The following is a 19793-nucleotide window of genomic DNA, read 5'->3' on the forward strand; positions in this document are numbered from 1 at the left end:
CGCCTCGTCGGGGTCGTTTCACCGACCGCGGCGTGGTCGGGACGGACCGCGGAACGCCTCTCGACGCGCCGACGTAGCGCGCCAGGGCCGTCACGCGCCGACGTAGCGCGCCAGCGCGTCACGCGCCGACGTAGCGCGCCAGGTGCTCGCCCGTGAGCGTCGAACGCGCCGAGACCAGCTCGGCGGGCGTGCCCTCGAAGACGATCGTCCCGCCGTCTCGCCCGGCGCCGGGCCCGAGGTCGATGATCCAATCGGCGTGAGCCATGACCGCCTGATGGTGCTCGATGACGACGACGTTGTTGCCGGCATCCACCAATCGATCCAGCAGTCGAAGCAAGGTGTCGATGTCGGCGATGTGCAGACCCGTCGTGGGCTCGTCGAGGACGTACACCGCCGCCGGCTTGGACATCGAGATCGCGAGCTTGAGCCGCTGACGTTCGCCGCCCGACAGCGTGCTCAGAGACTGCCCCAGGGTGATGTATCCCAGGCCGACGTCGCGCAGGCGTCCGAGGACCGCCGCCGCCGAACCCTTCGTGAGGAAGGAGGATGCCTCGCCCACCGACATCGCCAGCACCTCGGCGATGTTCTTTCCGTCGAGCGTGTAGGTGAGCACGTCGTCGGAGAACCCCGTGCCCTCGCACAGCTCGCAGACGGTCTCGACCGTCGATTGGAACCCCAGCTGGGTGACGATCACCCCGAGTCCGCGGCACGCGGGGCACGCTCCCTCGCTGTTGGCGCTGAACAGGGCGGGCTTGACGCCGTTCGCCTTGGCGAAGGCGGCGCGCACGGCGTCGAGGATGCCGGTGTACGTCGCCGGGCTGCTGCGACGCGACCCTTTGATGGCGGTCTGGTCGACGACCACGACGTCGTCGAAGGCGGGCAGATTGCCGTGGATGAGGGACGATTTGCCCGATCCCGCCACTCCGGTGACCACCGTGAGGACGCCGCGTGGGACGTCGACGTCGACGCCCCGCAGGTTGTGCTGTGTCGCGCCGCGGATCGGCATCGAGCCGGACGCCACGCGGACGGTGTCTTTGAGGTGCGCGCGATGATCGAGGAAGCGTCCCGTCAGGGTGCCGGACGCGCGGAGCCCGGTGACGTCGCCCTCGAACTGCACCGTGCCGCCCTCGCGGCCCGCGCGAGGACCGAGATCGACGATGTGGTCGGCGATCTCGATGACCTCGGGCTTGTGCTCGACGACCAGCACGGTGTTGCCCTTGTCTCGCAGCTGGCGCAGCGTCTCGTTCATCCGTTGGATGTCATGCGGGTGCAGCCCCGCGGTGGGCTCGTCGAAGACGTAGGTGATGTCGCTGAGGCTCGATCCGAGGTGGCGGATCATCTTGGTTCGCTGGGCCTCGCCGCCCGAGAGGGTGCCGCTCGCACGGTCGAGCGACAGGTAGCCGAGCCCGATGTGGACGAAGGCGTCGAGCGTGTCGCGCAGCCCCTGGACGAGGGGCGCGACGGTGGGATCGTCGATCCCCCGCACCCAGGCGGTGAGATCGGTGATCTGCATGGCCGCGGCATCCGCGATGTTGACGTCGCCGATGCGGGACGATCGGGCTCCGTCGTTGAGGCGGGTCCCGGCGCACGCGGGGCAGGCGACGAAGGTGACCGCCCGGTCGACGAACGCCCGGACATGAGGTTGGAGCGCGTCGCGATCCTTCTGCAGCATGCTCTTCGTGACCTTGGGGACCAGACCCTCGTAGGTCATGTTGGTGTTGGCGATGCGCACCTTGACCTGCTCTTTGTAGAGGAAGTCGTCGCGTTCTCGCGCGGTGAAGTCCCGAACGGGCTTGTCGGGGTCGAAGAAGCCGGATTCGCTGAAGACACGCACCATCCACCCATCGGCGGTGTAGCCGGGCACCCGGATCGCACCGGCGTTCAGCGACAGCGTCATGTCGACGAGCTGGTCGAGATCGATGTCGCTCACCTGGCCGAGCCCCTCGCATTCGGGACACATGCCGCCCGTGATCTCGAACGATCGGCGTTCTCTCGTGCCCTTCTTGGCCCCGGTCGTGTGCGTGACGGCCCCGGCGCCGGAGATCGACGGCACGTTGAACGAGAACGCCTGCGACGAGCCCACGTGCGGCTGGCCGATCCGGCTGAAGAGCACGCGCAGCATCGCGTGCACGTCGGTGGCCGTGCCGACGGTCGAGCGGGCGTTGGCCGCCATGCGCTCCTGGTCGACGCGGATCGTGGCGCTCAGATTCTCGAGCGCATCGACATCGGGGCGGGAGAGTTCGCCCATGAACTGCTGCACGAAGGTGGGGTAGGTCTCGTTGATCAGCCGCTGCGACTCGGCGGCGATCGTGCCGAAGACCAGGGACGACTTGCCGGAGCCGCTGACACCGGTGAAGACGGTCAGGCGGCGCTTCGGCACGTCCAGATCGACGTTCTGGAGGTTGTTCTCACGCGCACCGCGCACGCGAATGACGTCGTGGGTGTCGGGTGCGGCCATGAGCGCCTCCTCGGGGTCGTCACCAGTGTGGCGCACCCCTCCGACACCGGCGACAGTGCGCCGCGGTCCCGTGCAGGCCCGGTGCACAACGGCGGGCGCAACGGCCGACACGCCGCACACCGAGCCGCGCACACGGCGCGCCGGCCCCGGCGCCCGCCGTTGTGCACGCGCGTACGGCACGCACGTACGGCCCGGGCCGCGTACGACGGTGCCCCCGCGGACGAGTCCGCGGGGGCACCGTGACGAAAGATCAGCCCTGGGCGCGACGGTTGGTGCGCGGGTTGCGCGCGCCGCCGACGACCATGCCGGTCGTGGGGGTACCGGATGCCGAGCGCCCAGCGCCCTGCGGACGGGCGGTGCCCGCGCCGGCTCCGGCGCGCTGCCCGCCGCCCTGGCCGCGACCGGCCCCGGCCGAACGCTGGCCCTGACCCCGGCCGCCCTGCGGAGCGTGCGCGGCGGCCGCGGGAGCCTCGGCGCCCTGGCCGCTGCCACCCCGACCGCGACGGCGACGACCGCCACCGGCGGCGGGGGCCGCGGCATCCTGGCCCGGGGTGCGCGCGGCGCGCTTGCGCTGCGCGTTGGCGCCCTGCGAGCGTCCGCCGCCCTGCGGCTGCGCCACGACGGGCTCGGGCTTGACGTAGGGGGCGACCTCGCCGACGAGCGCAACGACCTCGGGCGAGGTGGGCGTGACGGGCTGCGGGGTGGCCGAGATCTTCGCCTTGCGCAGGATGTCGAGGGTGTCGCGACGCTGCTCGGGGAGCATGATCGTCACCACGTCACCGGCGGTGCCGGCACGCGCGGTGCGGCCCGAGCGGTGCAGGTACGCCTTGTGCTCGACGGGCGGGTCGACGTGAACGACCAGCTCGACGCCGTCGACGTGCACGCCGCGGGCGGCCACGTCGGTCGCGACGAGGACCTTGGCGCGGCCGTCGCCGAAGGCGGCGAGGTTGCGGTCGCGCTGCGGCTGCGACAGGTTGCCGTGCAGATCGACCGAGGGGATGCCGGCGGCGGTCAGCTGCTTCGCCAGCTTCTTGGCCTGGTGCTTGGTGCGCATGAACAGGATGCGGCGCGCGGTGCCCGAGGCGAGCGTCTGCACGAGGTCCTTCTTGGCGTCGGCGTCGGCGGGCGCGAAGACATGGTGCGTCATCGCGGCGACGTGCGAGTGCGCCTCGTCGACCGAGTGCAGCACCTCGTTGCGCAGGAACCGCTTGACCAGCTTGTCGACGCCGTTGTCGAGCGTCGCCGAGAACAGCAGACGCTGACCGTCTGCGGGCGTGCGCGACAGCAGACGCGTGACCCCGGGGAGGAAGCCGAGGTCGGCCATGTGGTCCGCCTCGTCGAGCACCGTGATCTCGACGTCGCCGAGGTTCGCGAAGCCCTGACCGATCAGGTCCTCGAGGCGGCCGGGGCACGCGACGAGGATGTCGACGCCCGCGGCGAGCGCGTCGACCTGACGCTTCTGGTTGACGCCGCCGTAGACGGTCGTCGTGGTCAGCTGGAACGCCGCGGCGAGGGGCTTGATGACCTCGTCGATCTGGTTCGCGAGCTCGCGGGTGGGGGCGAGCACGAGCGCGCGGGGCTTGCGACCCCGGCGGCGGTCGGTCGTGGCGGCGAGGCGCGCGACGAGGGGCAGCGAGAAGGCGAGGGTCTTTCCCGAGCCGGTCTTTCCACGACCGAGCACGTCACGGCCGGCGAGGGTGTCGGGCAGGGTGTCGGCCTGGATCGGGAAGGGCTCGTTCTTGCCCTGGGCGGCGAGAACGTCGATGAGGGGGGCGGGCACGCCGAGGTCGGCGAAAGTCTGGGACGTCATGAAAACTCCTGCCGCGGCGCACTGGCGCACGGCGGTTCGGGATGCCGCGATGCTGCGGCTGCATGGGCGAAGGCGCCGGGTGGCGCATCCGTTCGCCGTGAAGGTCAAAGGCCCAACGAAAGGGGGCCGGTGCGTTCGACGACGCGCCGGAGCGAATCGCTCCGAGACCCCCAGTCTACCCGTGCGTCAGGCGGCGGCGCGCCAGCAGCCCGCGACGTGGTCGTCGACCATGCCCGAGGACTGCATCAGCGCGTACATCGTGGTCGGTCCCACGAAGCGGAACCCGCGGCGACGCAGCTCCGTGCTCATCGCGGTCGACTCGGGGGTCACGGCCGGCACCTGCGCGAACGTCGCGGGCGGTGTGTGCGCGGCGGGGGCGAACGACCACATCAGGGCGTCGAACTCGCCCTCGGCCATGCCCGCCACGAGACGTGCGTTGCCGATCACGGCCTCGATCTTGCCGCGATGGCGGATGATGCCGGCATCCTGAAGCAATCGCTCGACGTCGTCGGCGCCGAACGCGGCGACGGTGGCCGGCTCGAAGTCGTGGAAGACCTCGCGGAATCGTGGCCGCTTGCGCAGGATCGTGATCCACGCCAGGCCCGCCTGGAATCCCTCGAGGCTCATCTTCTCGAACAGCGGGCGGTCGCCGCGCAGTGTCGTGCCCCACTCCTGGTCGTGGTACCGCTGGTACTCGGGGTCGGTGCCCGCCCACGCGCAGCGCGCGACACCGTCGGCTCCGGTCACGAGGTCGCTCATGCCTCCAGGCTAGGCGGGGGCTCCGACATCACGTCCCGGTGCGGCACGGCAGCAGGCCGGTGAGACGAGAACAGGCCGACCCTCGACGGATCGGCCTGTTCCGGTGGCATCCCCTGTTCTCGTTTCGGACGAGGGGGCGGATGCCGTTACCGGGCGGGCTTCTTCTCGGGCACCGGGGCGTTGCCCGACTCCTTCAGCGCGGCGTAATACGACGCGGCTTCGTTCTGGCGGTCGTCCTCGACACCCGACGCGATCGAGGCGCGAATGTGCTCGGGGCCGTAGCCGAACGCGTCGACGAGGTCCTGCGCGTGCGGGCGCAGGCGACGGCACAGGCGGTCGATGTAGCTCGACACCGCCGCACCGCGCTGCGTCGACAGGCGCCCGTTGATCAAGTACCACGCGAGGTGCTTCTCGATGAGGTGCAGGCCGAACAGGTCGCGCAGCCACGTCAGCACCTTCAGGGTGTCGCGATCATCGATGCGGTTGATGGCGTCGGTGAACGCCTCCCACTGCAGCAGCTCGCCGTGGGCGCGGGCGGCCTCGATGAGCTCGGCCTGGTTCTCGTTGAACAGCGCCGCCGCATCCTCACGGGAGAGCTTGGATGCCGGACGCAGCCGCCCCGCGATGTCGGCGATCATCTGCTGCACGCGACCGGCGAGCAGCTCGTGCTGCTGCTCGGCGCGCAGGCCGCGCTCGACCGAGCGGGCGGTGGAACCGAAGTCGGTGACGGCCTGACCGAGCTGGCGCATGCCCGCACCGTGGAACAGCTTGCCCGCGGTCTGCCCGACCGCGAACGCGGCGAGCTGCTTGGCATCCTTGCCCTTGAACTGTCGCGCGTAGTCGGCGAGCAGCCGCTTGCCGACGAGCTGCAGCAGGATGTTGTTGTCGCCCTCGAAGGTGACGTAGATGTCGAGGTCGGCGCGCAGGCCGACCAGGCGGTTCTCGAAGAGGAAGCCCTGGCCGCCGCACGCTTCGCGCGACTCCTGCAGGGTGTCCAGCGCGTGCCAGGTCGACAGGGGCTTGAGCGCCGCGGCGAGGGTCTCGAGGTCTTCGCGGTCGGCGTCGGTGTCGAGGCGGCCGCTGAAGACACCGTCGAACTTCTGCAGGAACTCGTCGTGCGCGAAGATCTGCGCGTAGGTCGTCGCCAGGCGCGGCAGCAGACGACGCTGGTGCTTGCCGTAGTCGAGCAGCGTGACCTCGGGGGTACCGCTGCCGGAGTCGAACTGCCGACGCTGGTTGCCGTAGGTGATCGCGATGGTCAGGCCGATCGCCGACGCCCACGCGGCGGCCCCGTCGAGCGAGACGCGGCCCTGCACGAGGGTGCCGAGCATGGTGAAGAATCGGCGACCCGGGCTGGCGATGTCGCTCGAGTAGGTGCCGTCGGCGGCGACGTCGCCGTAGCGGTTGAGGAGGTTGGTGCGGGGGACGCGCACCTGGTCGAAGTGCAGGCGGCCGTTGTCGATGCCGTTCAGCCCGCCCTTGAGCCCATCGTCCTCGCCACCGATGCCGGGGAGGAAGTTGCCCTCGTCGTCACGCAGCGGCACGTAGAAGCAGTGCACGCCGTGGTTGACGTTGTCGGTGATGAGCTGGGCGAACACCGTCGCGGCCTTGCCGTGCACGGCGGCGTTGCCGAGGTAGTCCTTCCACGCCCCACGGAAGGGGGTGTGGATGACGAACTCCTCGGTCTCGGGGTCGTACGTCGCGGTCGTGCCGATCGCCGACACGTCGGAGCCGTGACCGGTCTCGGTCATGGCGAAGGCACCGGGGATCTCGAGGCTCATGATGCCGGGGAGCCACTTGTCGTGGTGCTCGCGGGTGCCCAGCTGCAGCACGGCCGAACCGAACAGGCCCCACTGCACGCCCGACTTGATCTGCAGGCTGGGGTCGGCCGCGACGAGCTCTTCGAACCCGGCGATGTTCGCGCCGTTGTTCTCTTCGCCGCCGAGGCGCTTGGGGAACGCCCGGTGCACCGCCTTGTTCTGCACGAGCAGGTGCAGCTGGCTGAGGGTGCGCTCGCGGTGCGCGTCCATGCCCAGGCTGTCGTCGCGCCACAGCGCCGGGTCCTTGATCATCTCGCGCGCCTCGCGCCGGATGTGGCCCCACGTGCCGAGCAGCAGATCGGTGACCCGCTCGGTGTCGATGCGGGCCTCGGCGGCCTCGGCGGCGGAGTGCGGCGCGGTGGGCGCACCCCCGACGGGCGTGCGCGTGCTCGTGGCGGGCGTGGTGGGACGGACGGCGGCGTCGGTCATTTCGGCACCTTTCGACGTTGCAAAGGGATGCCACCACGGTAGGTGTCCCACAACGACCGCTCAAACATCCTGTGCGTTGGCCACAACGGTCCGTGCCGTCGAAGCGCGGGGTCGTTGTGGGTGGTCAACATTCCCGTGCGCGCGCTGAGCGCCGATCGGCTCGGCGCGCGTACGCGCAGCGCCGCGCCCGATGTCGCGCTCGCCCGGTGCCGCACACGGTGCCGCGCACGGTGCCGCACTCGTCCGGCGCCGCGCTCGCCCGGTCCCGGGCTCCCGCGCGGGGACGCGAGACTGCACTTGGCTGACAACTCGGTGACATCCTGCAACCGATTTGTCAGCCAGATGCAGTCTCGGCGCCCCGGGGCCGCCGCGCGGCCCGCGCGAGCAACCCGCGCAGCGGAGCGCGGCGCGGCGCGGCGCACCGGAGCGGAGCGCAGCGCGGCGCGGCGCAGCGCGGCGTGGGCGCGAGCGGGAACGCGGGGTCAGTTCGCCGCGACCACCGTCAGGATGCCGTCGCCGTAGGCCTCGCGCTTCTTGGCGCCGATGCCGGTGATGCCGTCCAGGTCGCCGATGGATGCCGGGCGGGCGGCGGCGATCGCGCGGAGCGTCGCGTCGCCGAACACGATGTAGGCGGGTACGCCCTGCTCGCGCGCCTTCTCGGCGCGCCAGGCGCGGAGCGCTTCGAACAGGTCGCGGTCGCCGGCCGCCACGTCGTCGGCGCTCGATCTGCGCTGTCGGCTCGAACCCCCGCCGCCGCCGGTGCGGCCGAGCGCGTCGCGCCGCAGCGGCACGGGCGTCTCGCCGCGCAGGACACCGCCGGACGCCTCGCTCAGCGCGAGGGTGCCGTAGTCGCCCTGCGCGACGATGATGCCGCGCGCCAGCAGCTGGCGGATGACGCTGCGCCAGTCCTGATCGGACAGATCGGCGCCCAGGCCGTAGGTGCTGAGGCGGTCGTGCCCCTGCTGGGCGATCCGCTCGGTCTTCGCGCCGCGCAGGATGTCGATGAGGTGCCCGGCGCCGAACGCCTGTCCGCGCTCGCGCTGCAGGCGCACGATCGTCGACAGCAGCTTCTGCGCCGCGATCAGGCCGTCCCACGTGTCGGGCGGCGTGAGGCACGTGTCGCAGTTGCCGCACGGCTCGGAGCGCTGGCCGAAGTAATCGAGCAGGTTCTGCCGGCGGCATCCGACCGTTTCGCACAGCGCGAGCATGGCGTCGAGGTGCTGACCGAGACGCAGCTTGTAGGAGCGATCGCCCGGCGACTGATCGATCATGCGCCGCTGCTGCACGACGTCGCCGAGGCCGTAGGCCATCCAGACCACCGAGGGGTCGCCGTCGCGGCCCGCGCGCCCGGTCTCTTGGTAGTAGCCCTCGACCGACTTGGGCAGATCGATATGGGCGACGAAGCGCACGTCCGGCTTGTCGATGCCCATACCGAACGCGATCGTCGCCACCATGATCACGCCGTCGTCGCGGAGGAAGCGCGACTGGTGCGCCGCCCGCACCGAGGCGTCGAGACCGGCGTGGTACGGCAGGGCGTCGAGCCCCTGCGACGCCAGGTACGCGGCGGTCTGCTCGACGGTCTTGCGACTGAGGGCGTAGACGATTCCGGCGGAGCCCTCGGGCTGCGAGCGGATGAACTGCACGAGCTGGCGACGCGGGTCGACCTTGGCGTCGATGCGGTACTGGATGTTGGGCCGGTCGAAGCTGGCGACGAAGCCGCGGGCGTCGCGCAGGCGCAGACGTTCGACGATCTCGCGCGCGGTCTCGGGCGTGGCCGTGGCGGTGAGCGCCATGCGCGGCACCCCGGGGAAGCGGTCGGCCAGGTCGCCGAGGGCGAGGTAGTCGGGGCGGAAGTCGTGACCCCACTGCGACACGCAGTGCGCCTCGTCGATCGCGATGACGCTGAGCCGCCCCCGAGACAGCAGACCGAGGGTCTGCGCGCCGTTGAGCCGCTCGGGGGCGACGTACAGCAGGTCGAGCTCGCCGGCGAGGTAGGCCTGCTCGACGGCCTGCCGTTCGGCGGGCGCCTGGGTGGAGTTGAGGTAGCCGGCGCGCACGCCGTTGGCGATGAGCGCCTCGACCTGATCGTGCATGAGCGCGATGAGGGGACTGACGACGAGGCCGGTACCCGGGCGCACCAGGGCGGGCACCTGGTAGGTGACGCTCTTGCCGCCACCGGTGGGCATGAGCACCACGGCGTCGCCGCCGTCGACGACGTGCTGCACGATGTCGGCCTGATCGCCGCGGAAGGCGTCGTAGCCGTAGACCTCGTGCAGCACCGCCCGCGGGTCGTGTCCGGTGAAGTCGCGCACGGCGGGCAGCTCGCGCGCCGTCCCGGTGGCAGCCGCCGCCCGCGCGAAGGCGGAGGCGGGGTCGACCGGGGGCGGCGGCGCGTCGAAGTCCTCGGGCGGCGCGAACAGGTCGGGGTCCCAATCGGCGCCCGCATAGGGGTCGTCGGGGATGTCGTACGACTCGGGCGGTGCGTCGGCGTACGACTCGGAGGCGGCGCCGGGATGAGTCACCCCTCCACGGTAACCCGGGCCGCCGACACCGACACCGCCCCGGTGTGCGACGAGGACGACCGGGGCGGTGGGGAGGAGGGGCGACTCAGTGCGTGGACGGCGAGAACGACAGCTGCGACGCCACCAGACCGTGTTCGCGGCTGACGATTTGCGCCCGCCCGGGCGCCGCCCGCTCGGGCTTGACCCGGCCGATGAGAGCCCCCTCTTCGGGGTTTCCGCCGAGGAGGATGCCGGTCACGCCCAGATCGGTGAAGCGCTGGATGATCGGGTCGTACGCCGCGCGGCTCGCCCCGCCGGAGCGGCGGGTCAGGATGACGTGCAGACCGAGGTCGCCGGCCTGCGCGAGCAGTGGCTGCAGCACCGCCAGAGGGTTGCCCTGGCTCGTGGCGACGAGGTCGTAGTCGTCGACGAGGATGAACCCCTCGGCCCCCTTCCACCAGCTGCGCTCGCGCAGCTGCGTGGGCGTCACATCGGGACCGGGGATGCGCGTCGAGAAGTACTGGGCGAGGTCGTTCATGCCGCCCGTGGCCAGGTCGTGCGAGGTGAGGTACGCACCGAGGTAATCGTCGGGGATCTCGCCCAGCAGCGCGCGACGGTAGTCGACCACGAAGATCTTCGCCTCGGCGGGGGTGTAGAGGCGCTGGATCTCTTTCGCCACCGCGCGCAGGAAGGAGGACTTGCCCGTTCCCGAGTCGCCGTACACGAACAGGTGCGGTTCGACCCGCGGGTCGACGCCGAAGGGCGACAGCTGCGCCTCTTCGATTCCGAGCAGCATGCGGGGGTCGCCGGGCTCGGCCAGGGACCGCACCTCGTCGAGCGAGATGAGCTCGGGCAGCAGGCGGAGCTTGGGACCGGGCTCGCCGCGCCACGCGGCCGAGACGCGGTCGATCATGTCGCTCACGCCGTCGGCGATCGTCGCCGGGTCGTCGGAGCCGTCGATGCGCGGAACCGACGTGAGCATCTGCAACGAGGTCGCGCTGAGGCCGCGTCCGGGCTGACCGACGGGGACGTTCGCGGCCTGCTTGCGGTCGACGTCGGAGTCGGTCGGGTCGCCCAGGCGGAGTTCGAGTCGCGTCTGAATGAGGTCCTTGAGGTTCGCGCGGATCTCGAGCCACCGGTTGGCCGTGACAACGACGTGCACGCCGAAGCTCAGACCACGCGCGGCGATCGTCTGCACGCGCGCCTCGAGCGCCTCGAACTCGCTGCGCAGGGTCGACCATCCGTCGACGATGAGGAACACGTCGCCGAAACCGTCGTCCAGGCGCCCCTCGCGGCGCCGCGAGCGGTAGGTGTCCATCGAGTCGACGGCGTTGCGGCGGAAGTACTGCTCGCGGGCGTCGAGCACGGCCTCGACCTCGGCGACCGCGCGGCGCACGGCCTCGGGCTCGGTGCGCGTGGCCACGCCCGACACGTGCGGGTGGCGCTGCATCGCGGTGAACCCGCCGCCGCCGAAGTCGAGCACGAAGAACTGCAGCTCCCGCGGGGTGCCGGTCAGCGCGAGCGCCGACACGAGTGTGCGCGCGAGTGTCGACTTGCCGCTGAGCGGGGAGCCGACGATCGCGACGTGACCCGCCGCCCCGCCGAGCGAGACGGTGAGGTGGTCGCGGCGCTGCTCGAGCGGGATGTCGACGACGCCGATCGGCACGGTGAGGGCACCGGCATCCCTCCATCTGCGCGACACCAGCCCGAGCGCCGGATCCTCGGCGAGGTCGGGCATGAGCTGGTCCAGCGGCGTGGGCTCCGCGAGCGGCGGGAGCCACACCTGGTGCGCCTCGGGGCCCCGGTCCTTCATCCGGTCGACGGCGATCTGGAACGTGGAGCGCTTCTCGGCGACCGGGGTCGAGGGCGCCGCGGGCGCGGCATCCGTCCGCTCCTCCTCGTCGTCGGGCTGGGCCGCGGCGGTGAAGACCTGGACGCGGGCGGGACCCGAGATCGGCGCGCCCAGGCTGTCGACGCTCGTGCCGGCGAGGCCGCGTGGGCGACCCGAGACGTAGGCGGCGCGGAACTGCACGAGGTTCTCGGTGTCGCTCTTGAGGAACCCGACGCCCGGCTCCTGCGGCAGCGTGTAGGCGTCGGCCGTGCCGATGATCGTGCGGGACTCGGATGCCGAGAACGTGCGCAGACCGATCCGGTACGACAGGTAGGTGTCGAGGCCGCGCAGCTTTCCCTCTTCGAGACGCTGCGAGGCGAGCAGCAGGTGCACGTGCAGCGAGCGGCCGACGCGGCCGATGTTGAGGAAGCTGTCGACGAACTCGGGCTTGGCCGTCAGCAGCTCGGAGAACTCGTCGACCACGATGAGCAGCGCGGGTAGCGGAGCCAGATCGGTCCGGCCCCCGCGGCGGGCGGCCTCGTATTCTCCGACGTTGGCGAAGTTGCCCGCGGCGCGCAGCAGCTCCTGGCGGCGCACGACCTCGCCCTGCAGCGCGTCCTGGAAGCGGTCCACGAGCGCGAGCTCGCTGCCGAGGTTGGTGATGACGGCCGAGACGTGCGGCATCTCGGCCATGCCGGCGAAGGTCGCACCACCCTTGAAGTCGACGAGGACGAAGTTGAGCTGCTCGGGCGAGTGCGTCATCGCGAGCGCCAGCACGAGGGTGCGCAGCACCTCGGACTTACCCGATCCGGTCGCTCCGACCATCACGCCGTGCGGACCCATTCCCTGGGATGCCGACTCCTTGAGGTCGAGCACGAGCGGCGCACCCGAGGGCTGCTGGCCGATGGGCACGCGCAGGCGGTCGCGTTCGAGGCGCGGCGTCCACGCTTGGTCGAAGTCGACGGCGCGGACGTCGGGAAGGCCGAGCAGCTCGGTCAGCTCCGCCTGCCCCTGCGTGGTCGGCGCGTCCACGACGACCATGGGCGCCGGGCGCAGCGGCATGAGCCGACGCGCGGTCGCCTCGGCCTCGGCGATGCTCATGGCATCCGGGACGAAGGTCTGCGCGCGACCCGCGCCGTCGATGAATTCGGCGAGCGCGGGGGCGGGAGCGTTCCGGCGTCCCTGCGGCGACGGCGCCGGAGCGTCGGCCAGGGCCACGCGGGCCACGACCGGGTCGTCGAGCTCGTCCCATCGCGTCGGCAGGTCGATGACGGTGACGCCCTGCGCACCCTCGAGTCCGGCGAGGGCGCCGCCGGTGGTGGCATCCACTCCGTCCACCACGAGGATCACGTGCGGGGTGACGGCCGCTCCGGGGCTGAAACGGGGGCGCGACGACAGCTGCGGCGGCAGCATGTCGACCAGCTCGTCGATGGATGCCGCGATCATCCGCGCGGGCCCGAGTCGGTCCTGCACGCGCGAGGACATCGCGTGCGGCAGCCACTTCACCCAGTCCCATGCGGGCGTCTGGGCGGCCCCCGCGAGCACCGCGATGACGACGTCCTCGGGGTCGTGCAGGGTCGCCGCCGACGCCACGAGGGAACGCGCCAGGCTGCGCACGCCCTCGTCGTCGGAGCCGACGAGCTCGATCCGCGCGTAGTCGGCGAGGGGGAACCCGAGCGGCAGGTCGCGCTGGATCTCGTGCGTGAGCATGAAGCGGTGCGCGGCCGAGGCGGCGACGGGGTCGAGCTGGGCGAGCGGCGGCAGCTCCGGCGCCTCGAGGGTGAGACTCAGCGGCTGGTCGGCCACGCCGATGCGGGCGAGGAGGAACGTCGGGTCGCCCGGCTGCCGCTCCCACACGCGCGAGCGCTCCTCGGCGATGAACGGCAGGGCGGCGGGCGCGGGCATGATCCATCCGCCGTGGCGACGCTGCTTGCGCGCGGCGACGCGCACCGTGTCGCGCAGATCGGACAGGTAGGCGAGATACTCGCGACGGTTGCCGAGCACCTGGGCGTTGCGCTGCGCGCGCTGCCGCCAGCCGTTGACCGCGACGAAGCCCAGCGACGACAGCAGGAACATGCCGCCGATCAGGAAGCCCGTCGGACCGCTGTTCGAGATGGTCACCATGACGATCGCGCCCACGCTTCCCAGCATCGGCAGGAGCGAGGTCAGGATGCCGCTGCCGCCCTCGTTCGGGACGAGCTCGGGCGGGGGCTGGACGACGATGCGCCCGTCGGGAAGAGACGGCGGGGCGATGCGCGGACCCGTGCTCACACCGGACCTCCGATCAAGCGGCTGAGGGTGAAGATGCGTTCGCCGAGGCGCACGCGCGTGCCGTCCTCGAGAAGGGTGCGCGATCCCGGCCGCAGCACGTGGACGGTGCCGTCGTCGTCGATGAGCTCGGATCCGTTCGTCGATCCGGCGTCGATGACCCACGCCGTGTCGCCGTCGTGCTCGAGCCGCAGGTGGGTCTTCGAGATGAGGCGGTCGGGGTCGTCGACGGCGACGACGACATCGCCGGGTTGCTCGGCGACGGGAGCGCGGCCGAACAGCACCGCCGCGGGCAGGGCGAACTGCGCGCGCTGGCCGGTGTCGAAGATGACCAGCAACTGCGCTCCCCCGACCGACGCGACGGCGGAGGGGGCGACGGGGCGCTCCCCGGCCACCGTCCGGGACTCGAGGGCGACGAGCGGTTCGCCCCACGCCGGGGCGTCGGGGAGGGCGGCGGCGGAGGCGTCGACGCGCAGGGGTTCGCGCGGGGTCGCGGAGCGCGCGTGCACGGTGGGCTCGGCCAGGGCGCGGGGGGTGTCGGCATCCGTCCCGCCCTTCGTGCGCGGCACCGCCAGCAGGACGGTCCCGGCGGCGCGATCGGCCCACGAGCGGCGCCGGCCGGAGCGGTCGAACGCCGCCGAGGCCACCACCACCCAGGCACCGGCCACGAGGACCAGCCCTCCGAGCACGACCAATGCGCCACGCACGAAAGCCCGTCCGGCACCCGGCACGACCGGGGCCTCGACGCGCGACGCGCGCAGACCGAACAGCAGGGCGCCCGGGGTCGCTCCCCGTCGCGCCTGCAGGATCCACAGGCCCAGCAGTGCCTCGGCGGCGACCGCGGCCCCCAGAACCGGGGAGCCGAGAAGGGATGCCACGCCCGCGGCGATGACCACCAGGGCCGCATCGACGCTGAAGGCTCCTACGCGCACCCCCACGGTCGCGGGCGCGCCGAACGGCGGCGTCTGCGTCATGTCGCCATCATCGCACGCGCGATCTCGATCGCCCCGGCGGCGAGCAGGCCCGCCGGAAGCGACAGAGCCGTCACGAGCGCCTCGAAGACGTCGCCCGTGCGCGACCACCCGAGCGAGCGCAGCCCCCGCCCCACCGGGACCACCAGCAGCGCTGCGCCCAGTCCTCCGAGGAGGAGCAGTCCGGCGACGAGCACGAGGAGGTCGGGCGTGAACACCGGCAGGAGAGCCGTTACCGCTGCGGCCACCACCGCGACCGCCCCGGCGCGGGCGACCCAGCGCAGGAACGGGACGGTACTGCGCCGCGAACTCAGCAGCAGAGAGAGGACGACGGTGGATGCCAAGGCGATCCGGCCGCCGAGGACGACGGGGCCGTCGCCCGCGAACGTCGGGATCGCGGCGAACGCGCTCGCGGAGCCCGCGGCCACGAGCAGGACCGTCCCCACGGTGAGGCGGGCGGTCGAGCGCGCCACGAGCGCGTCGGCGTCGTCGGCCTCGATCGTCCGCACCTCGTCGGGGAGGGCCTGGCGCACCGTCCACCGGGTGCTCTGGAAGCGGTCGTAGTCGATGAACGTGCCGGGGGCGACGTCGACGAGGCTCGACTGCAGCACGCGCTGCGCGACGGGGACCAGACCCAACGTCACGGCGGCCGGCGCGGAGGGGTCGAGGTGCAGCAGCAGGGCCACTCCCCAGATCGCGGCGAGGACCGCCGCGACGATCGTGGCCGTGCGGCTCTGGGCGCGCAGCGCGTCGGTGAGACCCACGACGCCGAGGACGCCCGCGACCACCGCCGACGCCAGCAATCCCGTGAAGACGGCGACGAGCGTCGTCGACGCCGGCAGGTCGGGGACGACGGCCATCCCCCCGCCGAACGCGAGGGCGACCACGCCGACGACGGGAGCGAGCGTCGCCGTGCGCGGGCGGGCGCGCAGCCCGACCGCGATCGCGGCGAGCAGCGCCGCGACCAGGGCCACCACGCCGACGATCCCGCGCACCTGCCCGGGCAGAGCGTCGCCCCCCAGCACGCGGATGAGGGCCAGGATGCCACCCCCCGCCGCCAGGACCGCCCACGCGGCCGAGACGCGCGTCGCCGCGCGAGCGATCGCCGCGCGCCTCTCCTCCCCAGGCGGGGGGATCGAGGGATCCACAACGACGAGGACGACGCCGTCTTCGAGAGCCGACATCGCCGTGGGGCGGGGGACCTCGCGACCGGCGATACCGACCACCCGGGCACCCGGCTGCATCGCCGCACCGGCGGCGCGCAGGACGTCGTCGACGCGAGCGTGCAGAGGAACCACCAGATCGAGGCGGGATTCGCCGTCGATCAGGGCGACGCGCCGCCCCCGCGTGATCTCCGCGCTCACCGCTCCCCCTCGCCTGTGCTGCGCACCGCCTCCCGGGCGGCAACCGCACCAGCGTAGCCGCCACCCGAGCGGGCCTTTCGTCTTTCCTCACCCCACCGGGGATAAAGATGAGAACTTTGTCATCTTCGAATATCCACAGGGGGTTGTCGTTCTTCTTCGGGATTACGTAACGTCGATGGCCGGTGGGGGCTCCGATTTCCTCCATCGACGCCGTCCCGGGTCAGTGATCCCGGGCGGACGACAGATCCCCAACGCCCGGGCGCGCCCGGAGGAACATCGAGGAGACAGACGTGGCAGATCTTATCGCAGCCCAGGAGGGTGCGCTTCGTCGCGGAGCCGAGGCGGTCAACACCGCCAAGTCGGGTATCGACGAGCAGGTCCGCAAGGTCCGCACCGAGCTCGACCAGGTGGCCGGCTTCTGGACCGGCGCCGCCGCCGGCTCGTACACCCAGCTCATGCAGCGCTGGAACGAAGAGACCACCAAGCTCAACAACGTGCTCGTCACGCTCGAGGACGCCCTCCGCGGCACCGAGCGCGATCAGGCGGCTTCCGAGGAGTCGCACCAGCAGACCATCGGCAACCTGGGCTCGCTGCTCGGCTGACCCCGCTCGACTCGAAAGAAGGAACCCCCATGCAGTCCATGTCCGTTCGTCCCGAGCAGGTCATCGCCCTCTCCGGTCAGATCCGCAACGGCGCCTCCGGCATCCGCACCCGTCTCGACGAGCTCGAGTCCCAGGTCGGCGCACTGCGCGCCTCGTGGGACGGCGAGGCGCAGGTCGCCTACGACCAGGCCCAGGCCCAGTGGACCCAGTCCATCACCCGCCTGAACGAGCTCCTGCAGCAGATCGCCGGCAAGACCGACGAGATCGCCCAGGGCTACACCTCGACCGACAAGTCCGCCGCCGGCCGCTTCGTCTGAGTCCCCCGAACCGGCGGCCGCTTCGGCGGCCGCCGGTTCGTGCGGTCCGCCCCGGGCCGCTTTCCCCTTCAGCCCCCCGCTTCCCGAAACGAGGAGTTCCATGAGTGGTCCGATCGGCTACGACAGCGACCAGGCGCAGCACAACGTGGTGCTGTTGACCGAGGTGCCCGAAGAGATCCCGGCCGCCGCCGTCATCCGGCAGGTCGACGGCAACGCCGCCGAAGACACCTCAGCGGAATTCACCCGACGGCTGGAACAGCGTGCGCGGGAGTTGTCATCGCAGATCGACGGGGTGCGAGCGTGGGTCGTCCAGAACGCCCAGATCCTCTCTCACGCGGTCGGCGCCCTGCAAGAACGCGATGCGATCAACGCGACCGACGCGCAGCAGGCGCTCTCGGTCATCGACTCCGCGTCGCAGCCGGCGCCGTCGACGGGCTCCACGTCGACGGGCTCCACGTCGACGGGCGGCGGCGGCACCAGCGCCTTCTTGGCGGAGCTCCCCCGATGAGACGCGCCCGGCGTCGACTCTCGGTCTGGGCCACCGCGGCGACGGTAGCCGTGGTGCTGATGCCCCTTGCACCCTCCTCCGCGAATGCCGCCGGCAACGACGCGCAGTGGTGGGCCGACACCTACGGCGTCGGCGCAGCGCACTCCGCGGGGCTGACGGGCGCGGGCGTCAAGGTGGCGGTCATCGATAATCAGATGAATCCGAATCTTCCCGTCTTCGCAGGTCGGAACCTCTCGATATCCGAGACGCGCGTCTGCACGACGGGATCCGAGCCGGTCACCGATGTCGCCGACCCGGCGTCCATCCACGGCACCACGATGGTCGCAATGCTCATCGGCAATGGCACCGGAGCGGGCGAAGTGCGCGGAATCGCTCCCGACGCCGAGGTGACGTTCTACGGGCTCGGGCCCGAGGACGCGCCCAGCTGCGCACAGCCGACCGATGATCGCCTCACCCCCTTCGGGACGCTCATCAAGGCCACCGTCGACGACGGCGCACAGGTCATCAGCATGTCGTACGGAACGGCTGCGCAGGAGCAGGATGCCCCCGTCGTCGCCTACGCCCTCGCGCGGGGTGTCGCCGTCGTGATCTCGGAGCCGAATGCCTCCGAGATCGCCGATCCCGCGACCGACATCGCCTCGATGAACGGCATCGTGGGCGTCAGCCAGGTCAACCGCGACGGCGAGTTGCAGGAGAAGCTCGACGGCGGACCGTTCGTCGTGCCCGAGACCACCGTCGTCGCAGCAGGGTACAACCTGCCCAACGTCGGAGCCAACGGCGACTGGTCTCAGACGAAGAACGCCGCGGGGTCCTCTTTCGCCACACCGATCGTGGCGGGGATGCTCGCGCTCGCGGCGCAGAAGTACCCGCAGGCCACGGGCAATCAGCTGGTGCACGCGCTGATCTCGAGCACGAACGGAACCGTTCACGAGCCCGTACGCGCGGATGACGGGTACGGGTACGGTGCCGCGTGGCTGCCGACCCTGCTGACCGTCGATCCGGAGCAGTACCCCGATGAGACCCCCCTGATGGGACGAGAGCTCGGCATGCCCTCGGCGGAACAGATCTCTCAGGCCCGGGCGGAGGGGTTCGTCGCCCCGGAATCGCAGAACGAGCCCCGGAACACCTTCGACCGGGGTGCCGTTCAGCAGGCACCGTTCGACCTGACGCCCCTGGTCGTCGGCGGCGTCGGACTCCTCGTCGTCCTCGTCCTGGTCGCCGGGATCATCACCGTGCTCGTCATCACTCGCCAACGCCGCAAGACCCGAGAGGGGACGACACCATGACCGGACCCAACGAACAGCGTCTCATCGACTTCGCCGAAACGGGAGGCGCCTGGGACATGCCGGGAAGGCTCCCGCTGCTCACCGGACTGCAGTCGCTGAAACAGGTGCTGCAGAAGGTCGCTGAGAATCCCGGTGTGGTGGGCGAGGCGGGGGACGCAGCGAGCGCTGCTTTCTCCAGAACCGCCACCGAGGTCCAAGAGCAGATCAACTGGATCCAGGTCAGCGCGGCGGTCGCCATCTCTCAGGCGAACTCCGTTCGGGAACGTGCGCGTGAATCCTTGGCCACTCTTCCCCAGGGCGGCATGACGGAGGGACAAGCTGCGGCCGTCCGCGGGGCGACGGTGGGGGCGACGCTCGTCCTCGGGCCCGTCGCGTTCCTCTCGGGAGAAGGTGCCGCCGCTGCGATCAACGGATACCTCGCGAATCAACGCGAGGAGGCCGCCGCTCGAGCGATGTCGACTCACGCCACGGAGATGGACGAGATCCCCCTCCCGAGTCCGCCCCAGTTCAGCGGCACACGCGAGAGTCAGGATGCCCCCGAGTCCGCGGCCGATGGGACGCCGTGGGGCGACGGAGCGACGAGCGGTGGGACGCGTTCCGGTGCACCGACATTCGCGCAGGCCCCCACCGGTGGGTCGTCCGGGACTCAGCCGGGCGGCGGCGGATTCTCGGGCGGCAACGAGGGTCCGGGCGAGTACGGCCCCTTCCCCCTCGACGTGCCGCACGCCGACCTGGGCCCCAGACCTCCCATCGACCTCGGATCGATCCCGCCGAGCCCGACACCGGACGGCCCGCTCAACGGGTCCCCCACGCTGCCCGGTGTCATCCCGGCAACGCCGGGATCGGGCGTTGCMGGGATGACACCGGGC

At 71.5% G+C, this 19793-nt stretch carries 12 protein-coding genes and 1 pseudogene; 5 read left to right on the top strand and 8 right to left on the bottom strand.

Features of this window, described 5'->3' with window-relative positions:
* Window positions 1–118 precede the first annotated feature (118 nt).
* The 8 genes from DC432_RS07685 to DC432_RS07720 all read right to left on the bottom strand — a co-directional run bounded on the left by DC432_RS07685 (window position 119) and on the right by DC432_RS07720 (window position 16211).
* Entirely contained in the window at window positions 119–2458 is a 2340-nt protein-coding gene (locus DC432_RS07685; protein WP_116537362.1) for an ATP-binding cassette domain-containing protein, read from the bottom strand.
* Window positions 2459–2708: 250 nt separating this feature from the next.
* Window positions 2709–4268 (bottom strand): DEAD/DEAH box helicase, encoded by a 1560-nt coding sequence (locus tag DC432_RS07690; RefSeq protein ID WP_116537363.1) that lies wholly within the window; start codon window positions 4266–4268, stop codon window positions 2709–2711.
* Between the two features lie 186 nt (window positions 4269–4454).
* Window positions 4455–5027, bottom strand: coding sequence for a DNA-3-methyladenine glycosylase I (locus DC432_RS07695; protein WP_116537364.1), 573 nt, complete (start codon window positions 5025–5027; stop codon window positions 4455–4457).
* A gap of 146 nt (window positions 5028–5173) precedes the next feature.
* The gene (locus DC432_RS07700) at window positions 5174–7276 is read right to left on the bottom strand and encodes an acyl-CoA dehydrogenase (protein WP_116537365.1); all 2103 of its coding nucleotides are present in this window, start codon (window positions 7274–7276) and stop codon (window positions 5174–5176) included.
* A 482-nt stretch (window positions 7277–7758) separates the two neighbouring features.
* Window positions 7759–9798 (bottom strand): DNA helicase RecQ, encoded by a 2040-nt coding sequence (recQ, locus tag DC432_RS07705; RefSeq protein ID WP_431739677.1) that lies wholly within the window; start codon window positions 9796–9798, stop codon window positions 7759–7761.
* 85 nt (window positions 9799–9883) lie between these two features.
* Window positions 9884–13879: a type VII secretion protein EccCa gene (gene eccCa / locus DC432_RS07710; protein ID WP_116537366.1), complete on the bottom strand. Its 3996-nt coding sequence runs from the start codon at window positions 13877–13879 to the stop codon at window positions 9884–9886.
* Window positions 13876–14850 (bottom strand): FHA domain-containing protein, encoded by a 975-nt coding sequence (locus DC432_RS07715; RefSeq protein WP_116537367.1) that lies wholly within the window; start codon window positions 14848–14850, stop codon window positions 13876–13878. Before DC432_RS07715 ends, eccCa begins: the two co-directional genes overlap by 4 nt.
* Window positions 14847–16211 carry a hypothetical protein gene (locus DC432_RS07720; protein ID WP_116537368.1) on the bottom strand — a complete coding sequence of 455 codons (1365 nt, stop codon included), beginning with the start codon at window positions 16209–16211 and terminating at the stop codon, window positions 14847–14849. Before DC432_RS07720 ends, DC432_RS07715 begins: the two co-directional genes overlap by 4 nt.
* Before the next feature lie 290 nt (window positions 16212–16501).
* Between DC432_RS07720 and DC432_RS07725 the strand changes: the two genes are divergently transcribed.
* The 5 genes and pseudogenes from DC432_RS07725 to DC432_RS07745 all read left to right on the top strand — a co-directional run.
* Window positions 16502–16813 (top strand): WXG100 family type VII secretion target, encoded by a 312-nt coding sequence (locus DC432_RS07725; RefSeq protein WP_055831852.1) that lies wholly within the window; start codon window positions 16502–16504, stop codon window positions 16811–16813.
* A gap of 29 nt (window positions 16814–16842) precedes the next feature.
* Complete coding sequence (locus DC432_RS07730) at window positions 16843–17130, top strand: WXG100 family type VII secretion target (protein ID WP_243393067.1); 288 nt, start codon at window positions 16843–16845, stop codon at window positions 17128–17130.
* 100 nt (window positions 17131–17230) lie between these two features.
* Window positions 17231–17638: a hypothetical protein gene (locus DC432_RS07735; protein ID WP_116537369.1), complete on the top strand. Its 408-nt coding sequence runs from the start codon at window positions 17231–17233 to the stop codon at window positions 17636–17638.
* Window positions 17639–17697: 59 nt separating this feature from the next.
* Complete coding sequence (locus DC432_RS07740; protein ID WP_165801218.1) at window positions 17698–18924, top strand: S8 family peptidase; 1227 nt, start codon at window positions 17698–17700, stop codon at window positions 18922–18924.
* A pseudogene (locus DC432_RS07745) lies at window positions 18921–19793 on the top strand (hypothetical protein); the annotation flags it as partial. The gene DC432_RS07740 and the pseudogene DC432_RS07745, both read left to right, overlap by 4 nt.

The organism is Microbacterium testaceum (genome assembly GCF_003075375.1).
GTDB lineage: Bacteria > Actinomycetota > Actinomycetes > Actinomycetales > Microbacteriaceae > Microbacterium > Microbacterium testaceum_E.